This is a genomic window from Cupriavidus sp. 05T313, assembly GCF_056396665.1.
In genome coordinates, this window is the sequence record NZ_JBFTLX010000110.1 from 1 (window position 1) to 23,575 (window position 23,575).

24 protein-coding genes and 2 pseudogenes are annotated in these 23,575 nt (G+C 62.6%); 16 read left to right on the plus strand and 10 right to left on the minus strand.

Going from position 1 to position 23,575, the window contains the following annotated elements:
• The coding region (locus AC1DKD_RS22360) for a double zinc ribbon domain-containing protein (RefSeq protein WP_477143719.1) at window positions 1-213 on the minus strand (213 nt) is incomplete at its 3' end.
• Window positions 214-1,011: 798 nt separating this feature from the next.
• On the opposite strand from AC1DKD_RS22360, the gene AC1DKD_RS22365 reads away from it, so the two are divergent.
• From AC1DKD_RS22365 to AC1DKD_RS22385, 5 genes are all read left to right on the plus strand, one after another.
• Complete coding sequence (locus AC1DKD_RS22365) at window positions 1,012-2,046, plus strand: VOC family protein (RefSeq protein ID WP_477104085.1); 1,035 nt, start codon at window positions 1,012-1,014, stop codon at window positions 2,044-2,046.
• A 104-nt stretch (window positions 2,047-2,150) separates the two neighbouring features.
• Window positions 2,151-3,029: a fumarylacetoacetate hydrolase family protein gene (locus AC1DKD_RS22370; protein ID WP_441630824.1), complete on the plus strand. Its 879-nt coding sequence runs from the start codon at window positions 2,151-2,153 to the stop codon at window positions 3,027-3,029.
• A gap of 91 nt (window positions 3,030-3,120) precedes the next feature.
• On the plus strand, window positions 3,121-5,013 hold the full coding sequence (locus AC1DKD_RS22375) for an acyl-CoA synthetase (protein WP_477114653.1): 1,893 nt from the start codon (window positions 3,121-3,123) through the stop codon (window positions 5,011-5,013).
• Window positions 5,010-6,659, plus strand: coding sequence for a bifunctional 3-(3-hydroxy-phenyl)propionate/3-hydroxycinnamic acid hydroxylase (locus tag AC1DKD_RS22380; protein WP_477143720.1), 1,650 nt, complete (start codon window positions 5,010-5,012; stop codon window positions 6,657-6,659). Before AC1DKD_RS22375 ends, AC1DKD_RS22380 begins: the two co-directional genes overlap by 4 nt.
• A 107-nt stretch (window positions 6,660-6,766) precedes the next feature.
• Complete coding sequence (locus AC1DKD_RS22385; protein ID WP_441630818.1) at window positions 6,767-7,861, plus strand: transporter; 1,095 nt, start codon at window positions 6,767-6,769, stop codon at window positions 7,859-7,861.
• 110 nt (window positions 7,862-7,971) lie between these two features.
• Here the strand turns inward: AC1DKD_RS22385 and AC1DKD_RS22390 are convergent, their stop codons facing one another.
• Window positions 7,972-8,592, minus strand: coding sequence for an FMN-dependent NADH-azoreductase (locus AC1DKD_RS22390; RefSeq protein WP_441630816.1), 621 nt, complete (start codon window positions 8,590-8,592; stop codon window positions 7,972-7,974).
• A 205-nt stretch (window positions 8,593-8,797) separates the two neighbouring features.
• On the opposite strand from AC1DKD_RS22390, the gene AC1DKD_RS22395 reads away from it, so the two are divergent.
• Complete coding sequence (locus AC1DKD_RS22395) at window positions 8,798-9,196, plus strand: winged helix-turn-helix transcriptional regulator (RefSeq protein WP_441630885.1); 399 nt, start codon at window positions 8,798-8,800, stop codon at window positions 9,194-9,196.
• Window positions 9,197-9,219: 23 nt separating this feature from the next.
• Here the strand turns inward: AC1DKD_RS22395 and AC1DKD_RS22400 are convergent.
• A pseudogene (locus AC1DKD_RS22400) lies at window positions 9,220-9,436 on the minus strand (IS5/IS1182 family transposase); the annotation flags it as partial.
• A 478-nt stretch (window positions 9,437-9,914) separates the two neighbouring features.
• On the opposite strand from AC1DKD_RS22400, the gene AC1DKD_RS22405 reads away from it, so the two are divergent.
• The 8 genes from AC1DKD_RS22405 (at window position 9,915) to AC1DKD_RS22440 (ending at window position 13,461) form a co-directional block, all read left to right on the plus strand.
• Window positions 9,915-10,145, plus strand: a complete 231-nt coding sequence (locus AC1DKD_RS22405) for a hypothetical protein (RefSeq protein WP_477143721.1) — start codon at window positions 9,915-9,917, stop codon at window positions 10,143-10,145.
• A gap of 119 nt (window positions 10,146-10,264) precedes the next feature.
• A complete protein-coding gene (locus AC1DKD_RS22410) occupies window positions 10,265-10,738 on the plus strand; it encodes a hypothetical protein (RefSeq protein WP_477143722.1) in 474 nt (157 codons plus the stop codon).
• A 209-nt stretch (window positions 10,739-10,947) separates the two neighbouring features.
• The gene (locus AC1DKD_RS22415; protein ID WP_477111393.1) at window positions 10,948-11,223 is read left to right on the plus strand and encodes a DUF6884 domain-containing protein; all 276 of its coding nucleotides are present in this window, start codon (window positions 10,948-10,950) and stop codon (window positions 11,221-11,223) included.
• The gene (locus tag AC1DKD_RS22420; protein WP_441630809.1) at window positions 11,111-11,593 is read left to right on the plus strand and encodes a hypothetical protein; all 483 of its coding nucleotides are present in this window, start codon (window positions 11,111-11,113) and stop codon (window positions 11,591-11,593) included. Before AC1DKD_RS22415 ends, AC1DKD_RS22420 begins: the two co-directional genes overlap by 113 nt.
• Window positions 11,590-11,898: a hypothetical protein gene (locus AC1DKD_RS22425; RefSeq protein ID WP_441630807.1), complete on the plus strand. Its 309-nt coding sequence runs from the start codon at window positions 11,590-11,592 to the stop codon at window positions 11,896-11,898. The genes AC1DKD_RS22420 and AC1DKD_RS22425 overlap by 4 nt, the downstream gene beginning before the upstream one ends.
• 143 nt (window positions 11,899-12,041) lie before the next feature.
• The gene (locus tag AC1DKD_RS22430; RefSeq protein ID WP_441630805.1) at window positions 12,042-12,728 is read left to right on the plus strand and encodes a hypothetical protein; all 687 of its coding nucleotides are present in this window, start codon (window positions 12,042-12,044) and stop codon (window positions 12,726-12,728) included.
• Window positions 12,725-12,928, plus strand: a complete 204-nt coding sequence (locus AC1DKD_RS22435; protein ID WP_441630804.1) for a hypothetical protein — start codon at window positions 12,725-12,727, stop codon at window positions 12,926-12,928. The genes AC1DKD_RS22430 and AC1DKD_RS22435 overlap by 4 nt, the downstream gene beginning before the upstream one ends.
• A gap of 98 nt (window positions 12,929-13,026) precedes the next feature.
• Window positions 13,027-13,461: an HU family DNA-binding protein gene (locus tag AC1DKD_RS22440; protein ID WP_441630802.1), complete on the plus strand. Its 435-nt coding sequence runs from the start codon at window positions 13,027-13,029 to the stop codon at window positions 13,459-13,461.
• 233 nt (window positions 13,462-13,694) lie between these two features.
• Here AC1DKD_RS22440 and AC1DKD_RS22445 read toward each other — a convergent pair whose 3' ends face one another.
• Window positions 13,695-14,777: a tetratricopeptide repeat-containing glycosyltransferase gene (locus AC1DKD_RS22445; RefSeq protein ID WP_441630800.1), complete on the minus strand. Its 1,083-nt coding sequence runs from the start codon at window positions 14,775-14,777 to the stop codon at window positions 13,695-13,697.
• 261 nt (window positions 14,778-15,038) lie between these two features.
• Between AC1DKD_RS22445 and AC1DKD_RS22450 the strand changes: the two genes are divergently transcribed.
• Window positions 15,039-16,346 carry a phage tail protein gene (locus AC1DKD_RS22450; protein WP_477111333.1) on the plus strand — a complete coding sequence of 436 codons (1,308 nt, stop codon included), beginning with the start codon at window positions 15,039-15,041 and terminating at the stop codon, window positions 16,344-16,346.
• 49 nt (window positions 16,347-16,395) lie between these two features.
• On the opposite strand, the pseudogene AC1DKD_RS22455 reads toward AC1DKD_RS22450, so the two are convergent.
• The 6 genes and pseudogenes from AC1DKD_RS22455 to AC1DKD_RS22480 all read right to left on the minus strand — a co-directional run.
• Window positions 16,396-16,533, minus strand: a pseudogene (locus AC1DKD_RS22455) (NADP-specific glutamate dehydrogenase); the annotation flags it as partial.
• Between the two features lie 659 nt (window positions 16,534-17,192).
• Entirely contained in the window at window positions 17,193-18,566 is a 1,374-nt protein-coding gene (locus AC1DKD_RS22460; RefSeq protein ID WP_441634832.1) for an MFS transporter, read from the minus strand.
• Between the two features lie 239 nt (window positions 18,567-18,805).
• Complete coding sequence (locus AC1DKD_RS22465) at window positions 18,806-19,438, minus strand: pyridoxamine 5'-phosphate oxidase family protein (protein ID WP_441634834.1); 633 nt, start codon at window positions 19,436-19,438, stop codon at window positions 18,806-18,808.
• Window positions 19,435-20,805: an adenylosuccinate synthetase gene (locus tag AC1DKD_RS22470; RefSeq protein ID WP_441634836.1), complete on the minus strand. Its 1,371-nt coding sequence runs from the start codon at window positions 20,803-20,805 to the stop codon at window positions 19,435-19,437. The genes AC1DKD_RS22465 and AC1DKD_RS22470 overlap by 4 nt, the downstream gene beginning before the upstream one ends.
• Window positions 20,806-20,808: 3 nt before the next feature.
• Window positions 20,809-21,273 (minus strand): RidA family protein, encoded by a 465-nt coding sequence (locus AC1DKD_RS22475; RefSeq protein WP_441634837.1) that lies wholly within the window; start codon window positions 21,271-21,273, stop codon window positions 20,809-20,811.
• A 149-nt stretch (window positions 21,274-21,422) separates the two neighbouring features.
• Window positions 21,423-21,782 carry an AraC family ligand binding domain-containing protein gene (locus AC1DKD_RS22480; RefSeq protein WP_477143723.1) on the minus strand — a complete coding sequence of 120 codons (360 nt, stop codon included), beginning with the start codon at window positions 21,780-21,782 and terminating at the stop codon, window positions 21,423-21,425.
• Window positions 21,783-21,921: 139 nt separating this feature from the next.
• Here AC1DKD_RS22480 and AC1DKD_RS22485 point away from each other — a divergent pair, with 139 nt between their 5' ends.
• The gene (locus AC1DKD_RS22485) at window positions 21,922-22,782 is read left to right on the plus strand and encodes an alpha/beta hydrolase (RefSeq protein WP_441634868.1); all 861 of its coding nucleotides are present in this window, start codon (window positions 21,922-21,924) and stop codon (window positions 22,780-22,782) included.
• Window positions 22,783-23,575: the final 793 nt, after the last annotated feature.

The following is a 23,575-nucleotide window of genomic DNA, read 5'->3' on the forward strand; positions in this document are numbered from 1 at the left end:
AAGAACCGGTGCGGGGACAGCGGGCGTTGGCACTGCGGCAGCGACTGGCGTTGCGGCCAGCTCCATCATGGGCGCGCCGCAAGAACCGCAGAACTTTGCTGTGGGGCTGGACTCATGGCCGCATTGCGGGCAGATCTGCGCAAGCCTTTGCCCGCACTCCTCGCAGAATTTTCCTCCCGCGGGGTTCTCGAACCCGCATTTTGTGCAGCGCATATCGCCCTCTGACAGCCTTCGCCTGCCACGAACTCATTAGAAGCGTAATGACCGCCCGTCGCAAGATATAGGTTATCGAAAATGCCACTCACCATACGGCTTATCGTATTCAGCTGATCGTTGCTCACATGGACTTTGGGCCGCGATTCGGCTTACCCAGCCCGTGTTGGATAGCGCGCATCACAGTTCAAACCGGCTTTGTATTCGATGAAGTGCTGGCTGCCCCACAGAATCCGTCCTCGCGGCGCGGGGCCGGGGGCCACGGCCCCGCGCCGACGATCGCGTATCCAAGTCCTCAACCCGGCTCTTTCGGTGTGTCGCTTACCCGACTCAAATGCGCACCGGTACGGTGCTGAACCGGGAGACACCCTGGGCCGCAGCCATTTCGGTCGCCAGTGCTCCGGGCGATGCGGCTCGTATGGCAGCCGGCATGCAATCCCTTGGCCGGTCGACGCGAAACGCGCCGCACCTTGCGCACGGCGGGGCGCTGCGACCGCCCCCCCTGTCGCACTCCCTAGGTGTTAACGAGCTATTTGTCATTATGACAAATATACTATTATCACGTCTATGCACGACGTCGATTGCCCCCGCATTCCGACGTCGCAAGCGCCGTGGCGCCTCCTTGGCAGCACCTGCATGCATGGTGCTGATCCAAAATAATCTCAAACGGACCGCTCAGCGGTTGGAGACCTCATGCCCAAATCGACTGTCATGCTCCGCCAGCCGGAGTCTCACCCGGAGAGCCGGCTGCCACCTGGCGTGCAACGGCTCACTCGCCCAAAGCCGCTCGGTAGAGCAGTGGAACTGGCGTTCCTTCGCTGGGAAAAGAAAGACCTGCCGGCGACTGAACGCTTCTGGCGCGATTTCGGCATGCATCTGGTCAGCGTTTCGCCTGACCGGATCACGGCCCGTGGCGTCGGGACGGCCCCTTGCATTGCGGTGGCCGAACGTTCGGCGGCGAGCCGCTTCGTTGGGCCCGCCTTTCGTATGTCGGACGATACCGACTTGAATCGGTACATCGATCGCATTGGCGCCACGTGGTTGTCCGAACAGCAGATTCCCGGAGGCGGGCGCGGTGTCGAGCTATTCGATCCTTCCGGGCGCAGCGTCTGGCTCGTGCAAGGCCAGCAGCGTGTCGAAGCTCTGCCCATGCGCCCGCCCATGACATTGACCAACACGGGGCAACATGCGCCGCGAGTCAACCGCACTGTTCGCACCCCGATTGAGCCGGCCAGTATTGTCCGGCTGGGTCATGTTGTCTTTCAAACCGTGGACTTTGCCGCCATGGCGGCGTGGTACATGACCGTACTTGGTGTCATTCCGACCGATGTGCAGTACCTCGCGGATGGCAGCCCCAACCTGGCCTTCTGCCGGCTCGACCTTGGCCAGGCGCCAGCTGACCACCACACCCTCGTACTGGTGGGTGGCATCGAAGAGAAATACGAGCACAGCGCGTACGAAGTCATCGATCTCGATGCGCTCGGGCAAGGTCAACAGGTGCTGCGTGCGCAAGGCCATTCGCACATGTGGGGCATCGGGCGGCACTTGCTGGGAAGCCAGCTGTTCGACTACTGGCGCGACCCGGACGGCTTCGAGCTGGAGCACTACACCGATGGCGACCTGTTCACCGCGGATTTCGAAACCGCTTACTCGCCGCTTGATTTCGGCGGCATCTGGGCTTGGGGTGCCGACGCACCAGCCTCCATGAAGCCAAGAAAGACTTTGCGCAATGTGCTGAAGGTGCTGAGGCTGGTACAGCGAAAGGCAATTGCGCCGGCGCGGCTCAAGCTGATCGAAACAGCGCTGGGTGCACCCGCCAGGCCCTGGCTTTAGAACTAAGCAATTCCCTAGGAAGTGTCATGTCTCGTACCGTAATTCGCTACATCCATACGGATGGCCCGCAATGGGGCATTCTCTTTGGCGCACGCATCGCGCCGTTGCAGGTCAACGCCGCGACCACAGGCGAGTTGCTTGCCAAACACTGGCAAAGCATCTGGCAAGTGCCGGCGGCACAGGCAACGATTCCGCGCGAGGCCGTCGAGCTTCTGGCTCCCGTCACGCAGAACCAGCAATTCCTCTGCCAGGGGGTCAACTACCGCAGCCACGTCATGGAATCCGGCCTGCGTGTCGAGAATTTTCCCTTCAACACCATCTTCACGAAGGCATCCTCATGCATCACGGCCGCGGATGCTCCGGTTGCCTCCCCAGCCCACGTCAAGCTGCTCGACTACGAGATCGAGCTCGGGCTGGTGCTGCGGCGGGATTTGCAACCTGGCGTGAAGGTCAGCCCTGACGCTCTCGGTGATTGGCTTGCCGGCGTGACCATCGTCAATGACCTGTCGGCGCGTGACGTGCAATTGCCGCAGGGTCAGTTCTACAAGGGCAAGAGCTATCGCGGCTTCGGACCTGTTGGCCCTGGGCTCATATTGCTGACACCGGAAGAGTGGCAACGTTGGCCGGAATTGCGGATGCGCCTGGATGTCAACGGACAGCCCCGGCAGGATGCCTACTGCGCCGATATGATCCACGCGCCGGCTTCAACCTTGACGGAACTGGCATCCATGCACGACGTTCACACCGGCGACCTGATCGCCACCGGTACGCCTGCCGGTTGCGCGGCCCGCGCGCCGGGCAAGCTCGCCATGTTCATGGCGAAACATTTTCTCAGCGACGCCGGAAAATGGCGCATGTTTGTGCGCCGCGGCATGACCAATCCCGCCTACCTTCGGCCCGGCGATAGCATCCGGGCCTCGATTCGCACGGATGACGGCACCATCGACCTGGGTGAGCAGACCACCGTTATCGCCACGGCATGACGACCACGCAGGTTGCGACGAAATACGTGGCATCCCATCGCAGCATTTGGAATGAGAGTGAAGTCTTATGAGTAGCCTTGCAATCAACGCCATGCCAGAGGTCGTCAGGCGACTGGAGGACGTGGAACAGATCGAACGGACGCCCTGGCGGGACGCGATCCGCGCCACAAACACTTACGATGTACTACGGACCGCTTGCGAGCGCTGGCCGGAACGCGTGGCCCTGCGGCTGCTGCTGGACGGCAGCGCTTCCGCGCCGACGCGCGATGTCCGTTATGCCGAATTGCTCGAGGGCATCCATCGCACCGCCAATACGCTCCACCGCCTGGGTGTCACTCCGGGGGTGCCAGTCGCCATCCTGTTACCGAACCTGATCGAGGGCCACCTGGCGCTATGGGGCGCGGAAGCTACCGGCATTGCCAGCCCCATCAACCCGATGCTGGAATCCAGCTTCATTGCCCGTATCTGCGAAGAGACGGGGGCCAGGGTGGTCATCGCCCTGGGGCCCACGACGGACGGGAATATCTGGGAAAAGGCCGTRGAAGTCGCGGACCGGCTGCCTCGGGTCCATACGATCCTGCAGGTTGACCCGATGGCCGCGCTGGGGGGGCGTATCTGCTCCGGCGGCCACACCCCGCGCGGCAAGATGCCGGCCCGTACCGGCGTGCAAGTGCTCGACTTCCATGACGCGCTGGCCGAATCGGACAGTACGCGGCTGATCAGCGGGCGGCGATTCACGCCCACCGAGCCGTGTGCCTATTTTCATACGGGCGGGACCACCGGGTATCCCAAGGTGGCCGTGCACAGTCACCTGAACGAAGCTGTGATGGCATGGGTCCTTCAACGGATCGATGACCGGCGCAACGTGATGCTGGCTGGATTGCCCCTTTTCCACGTCAATGGAGCCATGGTGACCGGACTCGGCGCACTTCACAGTGGTTCGGAAATCGTCATGCTGACAGCGGGCGGGTACCGGACGCCCGGCCTGCTGGACGCCTTCTGGGAAATTGCCAACCGGTTCGGGACCACCACGTTTTCCGCCGTACCAACCATCCTGGCGGCCCTGCTTTCCAGACCTTTGCCTGCGGACGGGGTCCCGACCTTGCGCCACGTTCTCTGCGGTGCCGCGCCGCTGCCCAGTCAGGTCGCACACGAGTTTGAAAAGCTCACCGGCGTTCGCATTCACGAGGGATATGGCCTGACGGAAGGTAGTTGCGTATCGACCGTCAACCCGCCACAAGCCGCGCCCAAGGCCGGTACGGTTGGCATCCGCATTCCGTATCAGGAATTGAAGCTGTTCAAGCTATGCGCAGACGGCAGGCCCGCCGAACTTGCCGAAGCCGGTACGACCGGCGTGATCGGCATACGCGGCCCCAATGTGTTTCCCGGTTACCTAAGGGAAGGCGACAACCGCGGCATCTGGATCGAGGGCGGATGGTTCAACACGGGTGACCTGGGCCGCCTTGACGCGGACGGAGCTCTCACGCTGTGCGGCCGCGCGAAAGACCTGATTATCCGTGGCGGCCATAACATTGATCCGTCGATGATCGAGGATGCGATCGCCGCACACCCCGCGGTCGCCATGGTCGCCGCGGTCGGGCAGCCGGACATCCATGCGGGCGAATTGCCGGTGGCCTTCGCGATACTCAAGCCAGGCGGACAGGCTTGCAGCGAGGCGTTGATGGAATACGCGCGGGAGAGGATTCCTGAACGTGCGGCGGTGCCGGTACGCATCGAAATCATGCCTACACTGCCCCTTACCGCCGTCGGCAAGGTCTCCAAGCCAGACCTGCGGCTGCTCACTATCGAGCACGTCATCCAGGCGGCGCTTGCCGAGGATGGCATGTCCGACACCCGCGTCAAGGCCCGCCTCTGCCCCGAGCGCGGCGCCATAGCCGATATCTCCGGTCCGGTCGCGTCACGTGAGGCGGCGGTAGCACTGGTAGCCCGCTATCCCGTGATTCCCGCATGGCAGGAGCAATGATGACGGACACCACGAAGACCCCGCAGGGGAACATGCTTGATACGGATGTCCTGCTTGTAGGACTGGGGCCGGTGGGGGCAGCGCTGGCCAACCTGCTTGGCCGCTACGGGATCCGCGTCCTGGCCATCGACCGCGCCACGGAAATCTTTGCCAAACCGCGCGCGATCGCGCTGGACAACGAGGCCCTGCGCATTCTGCAACTCGTGGGCGTAGCGGAGGGCGAATTCGCCACGGTGGCGATTCCGAAGGTGCAATACCGCTCGCCACTGTTCGGCCGCTTTGCGCGCATCAATAGCGCGAGAATTGTCGACGGCCATCCGACGCTCGTCACGTTCTACCAGCCAGAGCTGGAGGCCGTGCTGCGCAAGAAGCTGTCAGCGTACCGCACCGTGGACGTTCGCCTTGGGACTGAACTCCAGTCCTTCGTCGATGATGGTCATTGTGTGCGTGCCGTCGTGAAATCAGCTGGCGGCCCCGACCTGCAGGTCAGGGCGAAGTACATGGTGGGCATCGATGGCGCAGGTTCACTGGTCCGGCGTGAGCTGGGGCTTGATTTCGAGGGCCGCACATTCCAGCAGGACTGGCTGATTGTCRACGCGCTTGGCGTGCCGAATCCCATTGACCATTGCGAGTTCGTCTGCGACCCCGCGCGGCCAACGCCGCATATGGTCGCCCCAGGAGGCCGCCAGCGCTGGGAATTCATGTTGAAGCCGGGCGAAAGCGCTGCGGAAATGGAGCGGCCTGAATCGGTGCGCAATCTGCTCGCGCCGTGGTGCGATGTAGACAAGATCCAGATAGAACGCACCGCCGTGTATCGATTTCACGCACGTGAAGCCAAATCGTTCTCAAAAGGCCGATGTTTCCTGGCCGGTGATGCCGCTCACATTACCCCCCCTTTTGCCGGGCAAGGATTGGTGGCCGGCCTGCGAGACGTGGCAAATCTTGGGTGGAAGCTGGCGTGGGTGCTACGCGGCCAGGCGAGCGAGCAGATTCTCGACAGCTATGATCAGGAACGCCGGCCTCACGCAAGAAAGATCATCAACCTGGCGCGCTTTCTTGGAGCACTTGTCATGCCACGCAACCGAGCTGCGGCACTCGCTATACACGGGTGCATGAGCGCGATAAGGTTGTTGCCGCGCGGCCGTGCCCTGTTCGAAGACCTGAAAGTGAAGCCGGCAAACACTTTCGACAAAGGCCTGTTTGTGCGCGTGCGCGGCACCGAGAAGCTGCGTGCCGGTTCGAGCTTTCCACAGGGGTGGGTCCGACCGGCAGAAAGCGGAATCCCGACACTTAGCGACGATTGCCTGGGGCTTGAGTGTGCAGTCATCGGATTTGGCTTTGACCCCGCGACGCGTCTCTCGTCTGAGCTCATGGTCCGCTGGTCCCTCGCCGGTGGCAAGGTGTGGCAATGGTGCCAGCGTGCCCAAGCGCAGCATCTCGCGCCCAAAGGCCGGCGTCTTGAAGCACTGGACGAGGTCGTGTTGCCCCGCGTGGCCCCGCTCGACTGGATGGTGGTGGTCCGCCCTGACCGATGCGTGCTCGCCGAAGGCCCGGCCTCTCAAGCCGAGCACATCCTCCAGCGCGCCCTTTATTTGATCGATCCGCCGCAGGTACGCCTCGACATACGCCTCCCCAAGGCCGCCTGAAGGCACCAGTCGCCCCGCAGACAGTATAAGAACCTTCCGGTGCCAGTTCGTGGCCTCGGCGGGCGGGGCTTTTTTTGCACCACCTGAATAACAAGGAGGAGACCCTTGTGTTGCAGACTTCTGTTTATTGTCTTTCTATCTCGGCGATAATTTGCCTTGCAAGCATGACCGCGCATGCCGGAGAAGACTTTCAGGTGCGGTACAACATAGCAGGCAGCATCGGAGGGGAAATGTTTACACCCCCAGATGCCGCCGGGCTCGCAGTTGGCGTCGCAGCAACTTATATCGACATCAGGAAGGTGACCGGCAACGACGGCAACACACTGACGAAGCCGATCCCCGGTGGCGCCATTCCACTTCCGTCCCCGACACCCGTGAGCGCGTATCCCACTTATGGCGCGAATACCGCCCAGATCCCCGCCTCAGGCACTTTCAAGCTGTTCAACCTCGGCGTTGGCTACATTACCGACGCGGACTATGGCGGCGGTCGCTTCGCGTTCGGCGGCGTTCTGCCGTATGGCGTCAAATCCCAATCGGTCAGGGCTACTGCCGCAACGCCAGCCGTGCAGGCGAACCCTGCAGTCCCCGCGGCCGCACAGCGGGCCATCGCGAGCCAGTTCGGGGCGACATATCAGTCAACCCTTGCCGGCGAAGCAGCCAGTTCCAGTGGCGACGTATCGGGCATCGGCGACCTGGAGTTGCAAGGCGGCTGGCTCTATACGACCGAACAGCTGCGCGTATTGCTGGGCGCATCCCTCGTCATTCCGACAGGGCGCTACAACGCATCGCCTGCACCCGACATAGGCACTGGTAATTTCTATACGCTGCGGCCGTCGGTGCAAATGGCCTACCTGCCAACGCCCGACATCGCCTTCGCGGCAAAGGTGACCCTGGGCCTGAATACGAAGAATCGGGACAATGACCTCCGCAGCGGAAACTGGATCGGACTGGAAGGCGCGGCAGCATACAAGACCGGGATTGGTGTATTCGGACTGCACACCGTCTTCGTTCAACAGTACCAGGACGACTCGAACAATCCCTGGGGCCCGAGCCGATACCGATCGCTCAATGCCGGTGCGTTCTATACCGCGATGGTGCCTGGCATTGACGCGGCGCTGACGTTGCAATACATGGCAACAACCACTTCGCGCAACGCAAAGGTCGGCAGCTTTAGCCAGATCCGCTTGATCAAGCTGTTTTGACGACGATGACTAAGAGACCTTTCAAGTGCGACACGTTTCGCACTTGAAAGGTCTCTGAAAAGCTGTGATCGTGTCTTGCCGTTTCCTTAGGCCTGACAACTCGGTTCCACTTAGGTCGGAAGCAGATCGTCAATCTGTTGCTGTGCCTGCTCGATAGCGACTTGCCGTTGTTCGGCACCTGCAGACACACCGTTAGCAGCGACCACTTCAAGCTGGGACACGCCCACGAACGAGAATACGCTCCGGAGATAGGCTTCCGCGTGCTCAAGTGCCGCGTTGCGCGAACCGGGGCCATAGTACCCGCCGCGTGCAACGGCCAGGATGATGCGCTTGCCGGTCACGAGCCCTTCTGGACCTCTGTCCGTATAGCGAAAGGTCTTTCCCACGACGGCGATACGGTCGATCCAAGCCTTCAGTTGGCTGGCGATACTGAAATTGTAAAATGCGACACCAATGACCACCACGTCGGCCGCCAGGAATTCTTCCAGGATGGCGCGTCCCAACTCAATATCCCGCAGAAGCGCTGCGTCATTCGGCGCCTTGGGATCACGGGATGCGGCGAAGTAGGCGCCGGACAAGTGAGGAATGGGTGAACTGGCGAGGTCGCGATATATGACATCGACTTTCGGATGCGCGGCCTTGAACTTGTTGACGATGCCGGCCGAAAGGGTACGGCTGACGGAATTGTTTCCCAGGATGCTGGAATCAATGTGAAGAAGCTTCGTGGTCACTCGGGGATCTCCAATGGTATGCGCTGCCCATCGCGGAGTTGAACAGTCCGAATTCAATGGGCGCGATTGCGTGATGGCTCGCGACCAACATACCCACCATTCGCGTCCGCCACAAGGAGGCACACCGATGTTACCTGCGACCATTCAACGGGAGTCTGACGATGCGACTGGCACGGTTGTCGAGCACAAGGGCCACTTGCCCGGAATGTTGGACAGACGTAACGGGATAGATCTGCCTGGAGACTGCCGGGGAGCGGGGATAGTCCTCGCGCGCATTGGCGATAAGTGGAGCGTCCTCATCGTCATGCTCCTTGCCGAGGGGCCCATGCGGTTTAACGAACTGAAGCGGAAGATCGGCGGCATCTCGCAGCGAATGCTGACGCTAACTTTGCGGGGATTGGAACGAGACGGACTGGTTACGCGGACCGTTTATGCCACGATTCCGCCGCGCGTTGACTACTCACTGACCTCCCTCGGGCATTCGCTAAGAACCCCTGTGGAAGCGCTTGGCCGATGGGCCATCGCGCACCTCCCGGCCATTGAACAGGCGAGGCAGGCGTTCGATCTCAGCAGCAAGAGGAACTCCGAGTCTGAGCAGCCTTAGTCAAGGAGACAGCAAATTGCGTGTAGCGTGTGGTTGTCGGAGGTATTGCCAGGGAAGCTGCGCGCACGGACGGTGAGACCCCGCTTGGCAGTGATTGCCAGGCTCACCTTCACGCCGAATTCGTAGGGATGACGGACCTTGCCCTTGGCAACACACTCCACCCCGGGCGCGTGCAGGGCGTAGAGTTCATTTTTTGTCCTTGGCGCGCTGCTGCGCAGTGCGTCGCGCGCGTTCTGGCCAGATACTTGACGTGTTGCGTTGAATCCTAGCCGTCATTTTTAGTAGGCACTAGGCACGCGTGAAGAAACAGCATGTTGTTCGCGCAGCGCCAATCCCCTCGCATGATTGCGAAACTTGTCGAATGCCAAAATTTGGCTCCCCTTTGTGGGCGCGCGGCAGTACCTGCGGAATTTCGCGAAGACAGCGAGCGACGGGGCGAGGGGTCGGACAAGGCCCAGGGCAGCAGGCGTTTACAGGTCCTTGGCCATGCGGGGAGGATTTCAGCGGGCGGCCAGGGAGTCACGAGCCCCATTCATCCCTCGATGTGCTGAAGTTCGACTTCGCGCACCGACCTCACTTTGAACGCACGCGCAAAGTCGTTGAATGCGCGCATCAGATCGGTCCTGGCGGCTTGAGCCGATGCGCAGGGCGGCTTCTGCAGCCCCTTCCTTCGTAGCCTGGTATGGGCTTCCCGAAACATGCGAGGAAATATCCAAGCATGAACGCAGGTGCCACGCTGGCACGAATGGCAGATCACCCGACTCAGAATTCCAAATCGATGGYGGAGTGCACAAGCTACTTCCAGAATCCCGCTTCACCGTCAACAACTCCGACCTCGTGCTTTTATGCTGTGGTGCAGGGATTGGGCCTTGCACAAATGTCCGATTTCCAGATCATCGACCATCTAGCCCTCAACGAACTAGTTGTGACGTTGATCGGCCGGCTGTAGAAGGACCTTCGGTCACTACATCTGCCATCAGAGCCGGCAACACGCGCCCGTACGCACGCCCGTTCTGCTGAAGGTTCCGGCTTGGAAGCCGAAGGACCGTCATCTGTCAGGAGAAATACATGCGTAGCACCATCGCCCCGATCGGCGCCGCCCTCACCTTTTCCGCCTCGCCCGCGTCAGCGCTCGGCGTCCTCGCCTACGGCGACGAGCCGGTGGGTGATCCCGGCGCCGTCGTGCAGGATTTGATCWCGACGGAGTTCGAGCACTTCTTTAGTGCCGCCGGGACGGTCCTGGTGATTCACTACGATACGGTACAGCTGGGAATGGACCGCGTGTGCCACGCCACCGTCGGCATCAGCGCCGCCCCCGAGGCCGGAGCCACCGCACGGGTTCCCGCTTGGCGTTTCAACGCGACCCGCTTGATCCGGAACCATGGGAATGTTGACCTGGGTGGCAGACGTGAGTGCCTCACCAGCGCGATACGCGAGGCCGCACGAAACATGATGCAGGTGCCAATCCCCGAGTTGGCAACGCGCAGCGAGGCCTCGCTTGTCGGGGCGCGCAACGCCAAGCGCGCCGGACGGGACATTTGACRGCCCCCCCGGCTGTCCGGCCTTGACTTCCAGCCTGCGCCTGTAGATTGGAAGTATGTCCCATCACCCCCGTGCTTCCGATGCAAGCCCACCCCACGCAACTCAGCCTCTTTGATGAAATCGCTCGCGCAACCGTCGCACGATCGCCGGCTCGCCCGTTGGTACTGATGGCCTGCTCGGCCACGAAGCTCAACCGCCCTGCCCCCGCCATGGATCTGTATCGCGGCGTCATGTATGAAACGTTTCGCGCGCACGTGCGAGCCGATGCGCAGCCCCAAGTCATCATCCTCTCGGCACAGCATGGCTTTATCCAGCCGGACGCGGAGATTGCCCCCTACGATGCCCGTATGACCGCGGATCGCGCGGAGATCCATGCTCTCGGGCCTGTCGACGGCGATGGCCGGTGCGGCGTGGCCCGACCAGGTCGGCCCGGTCTTCCTCGCCGGCGGCATGCACTACCGTCGGGTGATGCGCGCGGCCGTTGAGCGGTGGGCCCGCAAGGTTGGTGCTGGCGCTACGCCGGCGATCGTGGAAACCAGCGGCGGCATCGGGATGCAGCGCTCCCAGCTCGGCCAGTACCTGGACGGCTTGTCCTGCCAACTAACCGAAGAGATCGGGCGCTTTCCCAACGGGGTGCCCTACTTCCGCCGCGCTGGGCCGTTCACGGTGGGCGAGCGCGTCATTCACGCCTACCGCCACCTGCCCGGCATTGCGCCCCGTTGGGCAACCATCCGGAGCATTTTCCAAGGACCCAGTGGCATGACCGCCGAAGCCGACGTCGAGGAGGGAACGGGAAACCGCGCGCACATCGTTTCCCGTTGGATCGCCCTGACGAATCTCCAGCCAAATCAATGACTATCACCATCACCCTGCAGTTGGAAGCCAAGGCCCTCGCTGCCAACCTCGATGGGACGCCCGACGCCCTGCTTGCCCTCACCCATCGCGGCCACCGCTACTGGACCAAAGCCAGACGCCTGCATTTCCCACCGCCGCGGCGCGAAGCGTTGCTGTTGGAAATCATGCGTTTCTGTGCAGACACAAACCTGCTGGAGTGCCCCCCCGACCCTGAGGACGGAGACCGCCAGCAGATGATAGAAGAGATGCTCGACGCCCGCTATCCGCGCTATGCCCGCCTCAAGCGCAATCCGCATCGCGCATGAGCATGGTGGCGACCTTTTCTCCAGAGCCACACGGCGGCGAGCATCTGTCCGCCTGGTTCCACCCCGCTAACCTGAAGGCTATGTCCGCCTCGAAGAGGCGGTTGGGGTGCGGGGAAAGCGGAATTCAGTATATAAATGCGGTCATGACACCCGTCGACAGCCTCTGGCTCACCAATCCCACCCTCGCCTACGCCGATTGGCAGCGCCGCGAGGCATCCGGCGCGGACCGGCGCCCTTTCGCGGCCCGCTCGATCATCCAGCATCAGGCCATGTTCGAGCACTTCCGGCGTCATCTGCTCGACGTCGACGCCACCGTGGCCACCTTCGGTCCTGACCATATCGATACCTTCTGGCAGGCGCCCGACGCGCGCGGCTACAGTGCCGCCACGCGCATGCGCTATCTGAAACTGCTGGACCGGTTGTGCCGCCACTTGGTTGCCATCGGCGTGCGCAAGAGCAATCCAGCCGGTCAATTGGTCCGCGACGGTCAGTGGCCGAAGGCCGAGCCGGATCCCATCTACCTGCCCGAGGACGCGGACGCCCGCCTGCAGGCTTGGGTGCAGCCGCACGCCGGGGATGATCCGGCGGCCTTGCGCAACCGCGCCATCGTGGCGCTCTTCCTAGGCACCGGCGTCACGGCATTGGAAGGCCGCACGGCCCGCCGGGAGGACCTGCAGCCCGATGCTGCCCCGCCCTACTTGCACGTGCCAGCCCACGGCGCGCGTGATACCCGCACGATCCACCTCGCCGCGTTCGCCGGCAGACCCTTCCGGTCGTTGGCGACCTCGTGTTCTCCCTCCAGGCCAGCGGCGAGCCGATCACGGATATGAGTCTTGGCAAGATCGTGCGAGCGGCGCTCCTCGCGATCGACTTCGAAGCGCAAGACATGAGCCCGCGGGTGCTGCGCAACACCTACTGCCGGCGGCTGCTACTTGCCGGGCGCAACCGCGATGAAGTCAGCAAGCTGCTTGGGCTGGCCAGCACGAGAACCTGCGACCGGATCAGGGCCACCATTGATGCTCAGTTGTAAGTGTTGGTGTCCCCAGGTCCCACATACCGCATAGAGTTTGCTATTCTCGCGGACGCCTCTACGGCGAAATATCAACGAGTAACCAGACGAAAGAATCCATGGCAACCAAAGCGAAAGCTGTCGTAAAGACCCCGGCCAAGCCTGCCGCCAAGAAGGCAGCGCCGGCCAAGAAGGCAGTAGCACCGGCAAAGAAGGCCGCTGCGGCTGCACCGGTGGCGAAGCCGCTGAAGGAAACCTTCACCAAGGCGAGCTTGCTGGCCCACCTGGTCGCCCAGACCGAGCTCGACGCCAAGACCGTCAAGACCGTGCTGGCCCACCTGGAAAACACGGTCCTGAGCGCGGTGCACAAGAAGGGTGCGGGCGAATTCACGCTCCCTGGCCTGCTCAAGGTCACGGCCCTGCAAGTGGCGGCGACCAAGAAGCGCTTCGGCAAGAACCCGTTCACTGGCGAAGATCAGTGGTTCGCAGCAAAGCCCGCAACCGTCAAGGTGAAGGTCCGCCCGCTGAAGAAACTGAAGGACGCCGCCCTGTAAGGTGTACCGACCTGCTGAACGAATGGAGCCCGCGAGGCTCCATTTTTTCGATCCCGACTGGCGAAAGAATCGGCCCATGCCTAGTGGTCCGAAGGATGGGCGCAGGGTGGATATGGCCGCAGGCAGACGGCTGAGATCGGCCACGACGGCCATTCAACGAGTTTGCAAGATGGCCACTTTCTGCAGGCCCGGCGTGTCACCCGCTGGGGGTAGAACGATGCGCCAGGTGGGCGTCAAAGGCCGAAGTACTGCCGATTGCCTTCGATGCGCGCCTGATGGTCTGCAGGAAACCGTGCCTCGGCCACCAGCCGCGCCAGGGCCAGCCTGCCCTGTTCGATCGCACCGACGTGGTAGGCGCTCACGGCAAGTTCGTCTAGTGCGCGCCATACGTAGACCGATTCATCCACGAACAGTGCGTCCGCTGGCCTCGTCAGCGCTGCTGCCTGCTGGGCAAACAAGTGCGCAAGGGCATATTCGTTGCGCAGCCGGTGATAACGGGCAAGCTCGCACAATGGTTCAGCCCGGGTCGGGCGCGCCTGATAGGCGATCAGATACGCCTCGCGTACGGCAGCAGGCGCATCGCCGCGACGCTCCCGCAGTGCCGCGATCTGGAAGCGAGCGAACCAGACTTCCTCTTCCCAGCCCCCCATTTCGGCGCGTTCGCCATAAACGCGAATGCTCTCGTCGAACTTGCCGGCATCGCGATAGCTCTGTGCCAGATAGAAACGATATCGCGTATTGGCCGGCTCGTCGTGTACCGCTTTTTCGAGTACCGCGATATCGCGCAGATAGGTATCCCAGGCGCGCGCCCTTGCGCCGTCATGCGACACCACGATGGCAGCACCGGGCAGTGCATCCCAGCGATGCGGCTGATCCTGCGTCAGGTATTCGTGAAGCACCCCCTCCCAGCGCCATGGCATGCGCGCCGAGACCAGCGCATTGCGCAGGTATTGCCAGCCATTGAGTTCGCAGCGGAACTGGTACCCGTCGGCACCGGGCGCCGGCCACCGAAACCCCAAGTCCATGCGCAGGGTTTCATCGGCATCGATGAACAGCAGGTAGTCATCAGCGCCGGTCATCTCGTCCTTTGCCAGCGCCATGGCCTCATTGCGGTTGTGGGCGAAATCTCGCCACGGACGTTCGTGCAGCGTGCCGGGAATGTCGGCCATGAACTGACGGATGACCTCTTGCGTGCCGTCGGAGGAACCGGTATCGACGATGACCCAGTGGTCGATCCACGGCTTGACGCTCTGCAGGCAGCGCGTGATCACAGGGGCTTCATCCTTGACGATCATGTTCAGGCAAATGCGTGCCACCGCCGGTTCTCCGTAGTCGCGGGTCAGAAAGGCGAGAGCATACCGTCAATTCAAATGCGACACCCCCTACTAAAGTGGGGACATGGGAACCATTTCTGACGCTACCATTTTTCGCGTCCGGAAACGGCCATATTTTTATCCACAGGGCCATGGCATTCACCGATAAAGACATCCTGTCTTTTCGGCAAGGTCAGCGTGCCATGTCAACAGCACGCCAATGCGCGCACATCCAGAACTACTTAATCGAAGGGGTCGGGAATCATGAAACAACACCAATGGGCCATCGGCCTTTCCGCCGCTACGGCCATTCTCCTGTCCGGCTGCGGCGGTGGCGACGGCGGCAACGCGGGCGCGGCGGTCTCCGCCGGCGCACTGCCGGCCGCCACGATGTCCGGCACCGCCGCGACCGGCGCACCCATCACCAACGCGGAAGTGCTGATCAAGTGCGTCAGCGGCCAGATCCGCACCACCACTGGCGCCGACGGCAGTTGGTCGGTCTCGACCACCGGGCTGACGCTGCCGTGCGCAGCGCGGGTCGTCACCTCCAACGGACAGGTGCTGCACTCCTTTTTGCAGGGCCCTGGTACCACCAACATTACGCCGATCACCGAACTGGTGGTGGCATCAGCCGCGCAGAATCCGGATACCGAAGCCTTCTTCGCGACCTTCTCGGCCGTCTCCGCCGGCGCGACCAGCGATCGCCTGCAGACCGCGCTGACGCTGGTCAAGCAGCGCCTGACCAACCTCGGCGTGGATGCCGGCAGCCTCGACCTGCTAAACCAGAAATTCTCGCCCAGGAACGGCGACGCCTATGACGACCGCCTCGAAGCACTGAGCGCCCGCCTGGCCGCAACCAACACCACGCTGGCGGCGGTGACAAACCAGATCGCGCGCGGCGACGTGGGAGCGACCGGGGCCACGGGTGCGGCAGGTGCGAATGGCGCAGCTGGCGCCACCGGCGCCACGGGTCCGCAAGGTGCCACGGGCGCGGCCGGGGCAACCGGGGGAACCGGTCCGACCGGCGCCACGGGCGCCACCGGCGTGACGGGGCCCACTGGTACCACGGGTCCGCAAGGTGCCACGGGCGCAACGGGGGCCACCGGCGCCACGGGTCCGACCGGCGCAACGGGTGCCACCGGCGCAGCCGGCGTGACGGGGGCCACCGGGGCCGCGGGTTCGACCGGTGTCACTGGCGCAACGGGTGCCGCCGGTGCGACCGGCGTGACGGGCGCCACCGGGGCCACGGGTCCGACCGGTGCCACGGGCGCAACGGGCGCTACCGGCACCGTGCCCGGCCTTGGCACGCCCGGCGGAGCCGGCCCCGCCAATGCCGGCGTCGATTGCGTGCTGGGCTCGGTCTGGCTAACTGCCGCGCGCTGGGGGCAGGGCATGCCCGCAAACGGCCAGCTGCTGCTCATCAACCAGTACACGGCGTTGTTCAGCCTGCTTGGCACCACATACGGCGGCGACGGCATGACCAACTTTGCGCTGCCGAACCTGGGCTCGGTCACGCCCAACGGACTGACCTATATGATCTGCGTCAACGGCGCCTTTCCCAGCCCGAATTGATGCCCCGAAGGCGCAGGCCCATTGCCGCGAGCCGGCAGTGCCTGCGTCGGATCACGCCCTGCGCCAGCATGGCGTCCGCCACCGTGACAAAGCCGGCGATATTGGCCCCGTCCACATAGTTGATGCAGCCGTCGTCCTTCTGGCCAAGGTGTATGCAGTTGGCGTGGAGGTCCTTCATCGCGTACAGCCGAAATCTCCACCCGGTGGCTACGCCGCCCGCGTTGCCGGCCTCGCCCGGCGCGTACAAGATGCGCGCGGTCGCTTCGGCCGAGCTCCGGTCACTGATGACCCCAGGTGCAAACAGCCGGAATCGGTCGGCTTCGGTGCCGTCACCACATCGGCCGTTGACCAGTTCCGGCCGTCGGCCCGGTGGTCCATTCGGACGCTCGAGCGTCGCTTCAACACTAAACAACGGCCACTCGCGCGTCGGCGGCACTTGTCGGTTCATCGGCCAAAGCCGACACTCGCCAAGTCACATGCCCTGTCCCGACAACCTCGGATGACCGGCTTCAAGCCACCACGCTGCCGTGCCGCCCCCATCGTTGCATCGCGTGGCTGTCGGTGGCAGCGAGATACTAGACCACCCSATCCAGCAACCATAGCGTGATGTCAGCCGACTCTGCCAGTTTCATCGCTAGGTGCAAATCCGTGCTAACCACATTTTGAAGTCGAGCGAACGCGCCTCGGATATGCCCCATGCCTCGTAGTAGCTCTAGCAGGTCAGCGAGGTGGGAACCTGGCGAATTGGATGCTCGTTGCAACAACACTACAGTCGATAGCACGACCTCGGGCACTAGCAGCCGCCACCCGAGGTGGTGTCCAACAGACAGCGCGCCGCCAGCCTCGTCATTCGGCAATGGTCTCCAGCGCCTTCCCTCGCGTTTCGATGCCGAACCTGTAGACGATCATTGCCGCAGCAAGAAAGCACATCGCACCGAGACAGAACACGCCAGCCTGACCGGCGATCGGCAATACCAGCCCGACCAGCGTCGGCCCGAGCAACGAGCCGATCCGCCCGATGGTCGACGCCATGCCGCAGCCAGACGCCCGCGCCCGCGTCGGATAGAGCTCGGGCGTATAGGTATAGAGCACCGCCCACATGCCGAACATGAAGAACTGCATCATGCCGCCCGAAATCAAGAGCATCATGGCGTCCGGATTGGAGCCCGCGACCTTTCCGTAGAGGAATACCATGCAGGCTCCGCCCACGAGCGTGGTCACGCATGCAGGCTTGCGTCCCCAACGCTCAACGGCGAACGCCGCCCAGAGGAAGCCTGGAATGCCGCCGATGGAAATGTAGACCGTGTAGAGCACGGATTGGCTCACGCCGAGCCCTGACTGCTGCAGCAATGCGCCGATCCACGTGTTCAGGCCGTAGAAGCCCAGCAGTGCGAAGAACCACAGTCCCCAGACCGTCAATGTCCGGCTCCGGTACTCGCGCGACCAGAGTACGCGCAGACCGGAGGTCTCCGGCTCGGCAGCCGACAGCGCAGGCATGATCTCCGGCAGCGACGACAGCTTCAATTTCCGCATGACCACTTTCTCGATACGATCCACGATGCCGGAGGCCTCCTCGTGACGGCCTTTCGATTCGAGCCAGCGCGGCGATTCGGGGACATACCGCCGTACGACGAACAGAAAGAGGGCGGGAATTGCCCCAAACAGGAACATCGTTCGCCATGTATAGGCACTGAGCACATAATAGGACATCAGGCCGGCACAGATAAAGGCGATCGGCCAGTTGCCGTCCATCAATGCCAGATACTTGCCGCGCTGGCGCGCCGGGATGAACTCCGACATCAGGGTCTGCGCCAACGGCAGCTCCATGCCCATACCGAGCCCGAGCAGCAATCGATACGCGGCTAGCACTTGCGGGCTGTCGGCGGTCGAACAGAGATAGCTGCCGACGCCCCAGATGATCATGCTGACCTGGAACACCGGTTTGCGGCCGAACGTGTCCGCCAGCACGCCGGAGCTTAGCGCACCGATTCCCATCCCTACGAAACTGGCGCTCCCGAGCATGCCGGCCTGCGCGGACGTCAACCCGAACTCGGTGCGAATAGACCCCAGCAGATACGTCATCATAGCCAGGTCGAGATTATCGAAGAAGAACGCCAACGCAATGATGGCGAAGAGCGATCGGTGATACCCGCACACCGGCAACCGTTCCAAACGGTCTCCGGTGCGCACGCGCATCAACTCGAGGGGGGTGAGCTTCATATTGTCTCCAGTAGTTCTTGTGCCGGCACCGGGAGTGCCGGCCGAAAGCGATAGCGCGAAGCCGCGTTATCGCTTGCTACTGTCGCGTGGATGCGCTTCCGAAGCGCGTGCCGGAACGCCAAGCTCTATCTCGCAGATGCCATGGAATATTGCCGAAGCAAGATGGCTTGAGGATAAAAAAGAGGTGCCTGAGCACCCCTCCTGTCATGCGAGTTGCAAAGAGAAATTTAGAGTGATAGCTATCGTCCTTCCCGGCCGAACCTGTGCGGATCGAACGCCTCCGGCGCCAATCCGGATAGCGTGGCGCCTGCCTGGAAGGGATAGCGAAGATACGGCGCCTTCGGCTGTCCAGGCGGCGAGTACTGTCCGTCGGCGAGGATGCGTTTCTTTGCAGTCATCTCGCGAATCTCGCATCGATACGCCACGATCTGATTGGCAGCGCCATCCTCGATCGGCGAGTAATCCTTCTCGGGACGGAACTTGTCGAGTGCCTGATACTGGTGCGCGCGCACCTCGTCTGTACTATCGCGCAGCACGACCACGCACCGGGCGATGACGCTGTAGTACTCCAGGCTCGTATTCTGGCCCTTGGGTGCCTTAAGCAGCGCAATGGGTCGGTCGATTTCGATCGTGACCAGCGGATTGGCGCGGATTGCAGCGGCGAGCTTGCCGAAGCGCGAACTGTGTATCAGGAACGCGTCACCCGCAAATGTGAAGCTCTGCGCCGTGACGTAGGGGTATGGCATATCGTGGACGGCAATCCTGCAGATCAGTTCGTCCTTCAGAAACGCTTCGATTGCTTCCCAGTCGGTCCATGCGAGGTCAGTCCGACGCATGGCGCTGTCGAGATAGGATGGTGTTGTATCGGTCATTTCATATCTTCCTGGTGTTCTTCAACCATGCGCATCTGCTCCCGCCCGGGGCCCAGTCCGATCCCCCGCAGCGGCCGGCCGATAACCTCTTCCACGCGCGTGAGCAGAGCCACCAACTGCGGAGGGAGCGGAGCAGCGGGATCCTTCGGAATCGCCGCTTCACCGAAGGCGGGGAAGCGGATGGTGTGCCGGCCACCGGCATAGCCCTTGCCGACCATGACCGGAATGCCTTGGTCGGCGCACCGGGCGAATGCCGCCAGGCTGTCGCATTTATTCACGAAGACCTCGTCGATGCCGAACTGTTGCACGGCGAGCCGGAGTTGCGCGAGATCTAGAAGTCCGACGCGGCGCGGCCTGCCTGTTCCGGTGCCGTACTCGTTCGACAGCATGCGGAGTGCCATGCCGATGCCGAAATCGTCGTCCCCGGCGAGCAGCGCGAGGGCGTTGGCCCCAGCGGCTTCGTCGGCCTTGCCGCGTCCTGAGCGTGCGGCATCGGCACAATAGCGCTCGGATCGTTCTCCTCCGAGTTCGGTCGGTAACGGTCCGCCGCCGACGCGCGAGACGATCGCCTTGGCCACGCCGATCGTCTTCCGGTGGTACTTGCACGGCAAATCGCCACCCACGTAGGCATACGAGGGCAAGGTATGGCTGGACGTGACCCACGGCTGGTCACCATGTACGACGTCGAGCATCACGGACTGCGCGCCTTCGAAGAGTACCCTCGCCCCCTGTTCCACCCGACGCGGCAGCCAGAGTGGATCGTCCGTTACGAACGGCCGCACGACGTCCCACGCTTCGCGCATCCGGTTCATGGCATTGGCGAGCTCGCCTTCCTCGCGCAATGCGGCAGCCCGATTCAGCTTTTCAAATACCTCCTCGGCATCCCGCAACAGGTCCCGAAGCTGGAAGGAGCATCGCTCACCGTCGTGCATCCGGACAGCGAGGTCCGCGTAGCAGGGCCCAATGCCGTTTCCCGTCGTGCCGATTTGTCCGCCTTCATTGCGATCCCGCAGCACGTGGACCGGCTGGACAAGTGGGCATCGGTCGCTGATCGTCAGTCGACCGGCGAGATCGATCCCGTATGCGGCGAGCATCCCGAGCTCGCTCGCCAGTTGTTGCAAGCCGATGACGCAGCCAGATCCGATATAGAGTGCGACCCGCCTATGCAATACTCCTGACGGGATCTGCCGCAAGCGCAATTCCCCGCTGGCAGTGACGATCGTGTGACCCGCATTGGCACCGCCGTTGAAGCGCGCGATCACGTCATAAGCGCCGGCGAGATGATCCACCACCCGCGCCTTTCCTTCATCGCCGTATTGCAATCCGACCAGGACGTCGGCGTACCCGGCTTTTGTCTGTGTTTCCATTGCTCAGGCTTCCAGGACAAACGTGGCTTCGATTTCGACTGGCGCGTCGAAGGGCAGGCTCGCGACCCCCATGGCCACGCGGGCATGGCGCCCTTTTTCGCCAAAGATTTCATTGAGAAGCTCCGAAGCAGCGTTGATCACCGCGGGCGCGTCATGAAACCCCGGCTGCGCCGCCACGTAGCCACCCACACGAACGATGCCCCGGATCCGCTCGAGATCGCCGTCCGTTGCGGCCGCGGCCCAGCCGAGCAGATTGACCAGGCAAAGCCGCGCCGCCGCGCGGGCATCTTCCACGGTGACTTCACCAGGTACCTTACCGACGAATTCTGGCTTTCCGCCTTTCAGCGGCAACTGCCCCGACACCGTCAGGAGGCCGTTGTGTACTGTGTACGGCACGTACAGAGCCCTGGGGAATTCGGCGGCTGGCAGGACGATCCCGGCCGCCTCGATACGATCGATGACTGACATGCTGACTCCTCGATTTGAACAAGTACCGACGGAGAAAGCACGCTGCCTCAACCGTCGGCCCCTTGACTGTGCCGTACGGCCGAGACGGTGACCGGCGTCCCGACGCCAGTTACTGTCGCGCAGACGCCAATCCAGCCTGCGGGGCTGCGTTAGTCACCTGCGGCATCCCGGAAATACTCGGTGGGCGTCATACCGAGCGCGACGCAGCACGTCTGCAATTCCGCCGGGATGGCGTTCTCGCGAATGTAGACGGTGCGCATCTCGACGTCGCCGCAAGCCTGCATGGCGTGCCGGACATTGCACGGCACCCAGACGGCGCGCTGGGGAGGCACGACCCATGAGCCATAGTCGGTCGACACCGAGATGGCGCCGACGTAAGCATAGATGAGTTGGCCGCGCGGATGTGAGTGCGTGTCGATATAGAAGCCGTCCGCAAGGGTGCGCGCCATCCCGCCGATCGGCCGGCCTATGGCCTGATAGTCATCCCGGTTCTCGCTCTTTCCAAACATGGCATCTCCGCGATAGTCGCTGTCATCTGCAGGCGCGCGAGGATCTGGCGCAGGCAAGTATCTTTGGTCGGACGCCAACGAGCGTCGCATCTTGCAAAAGGAATCGGCCGATCGATTCCAACAGTCTGGAGCCAAAGTAATGTCAGTGTATCGAAACTTCAATCAGGAAGAGCTGGACAAGCAGTACAACGTCAGGGCGGGTATTCCCGGCTTCCAGGACATCTTCCAGACCTGGGCGAAGGTCAGCGAGAACTTCCGCCTGACCCACCCCGTCATGGAGAGTCGCGCGTACGGACCCGACGCCAAGCAGACGCTCGATTTTTTCCCGGCCGCCAACAAGGGCCGTCCGCTGCTGGTCTTCATTCACGGGGGATACTGGCAGTCTCTGGACAAATCCGACTTCAGCTACATTGCCTCGCCCTACCTGAAGCGCGACATCAACGTTGCGGTGGTCAACTACCGGCTGGCGCCGGAAGTGGGGATGTCGGAGATCATCCGCGACAATCGCGACGCGGTGATATGGCTCTATCGCAACGCTGGGGAACTCGGTGGCTTCGATGCCAACAGAATCTATGTCTCGGGGCACTCCGCTGGCGGACATCTCACAGCAATCCTGGCGGGCACCAACTGGGAGAACTTCGGCGTTCCGGCTAACGTACTCAAGGGCGGTTGCGCGATCAGTGGGCTGTACGACCTCGAACCGATCCGGCTTTGCTATCTCAACAAGGTGGTGCAACTGACCAAGGCGGACGTCGCCGCCTACAGCCCCGTCTCTCATCTGCCGAAGGTGAAGCTGCCGATGATTCTTACCTTGGGCGGCGATGAGTCGCCGGAATATCACCGGCTCCAGCGCGACTACCAGACGCTACTGGAAGCGCATGGCTTCGACGTGCAGGTGGTCGAACAGAGGCGAGGCCATCATTTCGACGCTGTCGACCTGCTTGGCGACAGCAATGGCGCCCTTTCCGCTGCGGTACTGCGCTTGATCGAAAGCGCTTGATGCATTCCCTGCCGACTTGAAGCCGCATCTGCCTGCACAGTGGCTGTCCTTCGGCCATTGCTCACATGCGACCGAGGTCGAGGGAGCGAGTAGTGATCGAGGCTATTAGGGAGGATTTGGCCGCGGACGCGGCAGCACGCGCGGAGTACCGTAACGGTGCAATATGGCGTCCAGTCCAGTGGACTGTTTTTATCCAGCACGGCTTGAGGGCGGGCTTGTGTCCAGTCTAGGTGATTTCGTCCTGAACAAGCGCCCGCTACGCCAGCGATAACAACACGCATTGTTTCCTCCCGCAGTTGGTGGTGGCTCCGCGCAGTCTTTGTGGAGCCACCACCTTGCCCTCGAACTTGAGCCAGGCGCCGCGTGGGGCACAATCCGTGCGCAGGTGGAGTCCCTCAGCAGTCTTCTCGGGCGCCGCAACCTCAATGAGTGCTGCCATGAAACCGGCGCAAGAGTCGGCCCAATAGCGGAAGTGGCCGATGAGCGGGCATACCGTCTCTGTCCACCGAGCGCCCGGTATGTGGCAACGAGCCGTCATCCGAGCCGAATGCGTGATCGTCTCGTCATCGACCGGAGAACGGTCCTCCAGCAATCATCGGTGCCCAAATATCGTCCGATGCTCTCCAGCTGGTTTGAGCCAGCGCGTAGATTCCGCTTGCGACGCCGGATGCGGGAAGCCCTGGTTCGCCGAAGACCATGGCTGCCGCACCGGGAACACGCTCTGGATCTGAGACTTTGGCGACACCCCGTACAGGAAAAGGAGCGGATGCGGATTGGATTCGTTCGATGGATA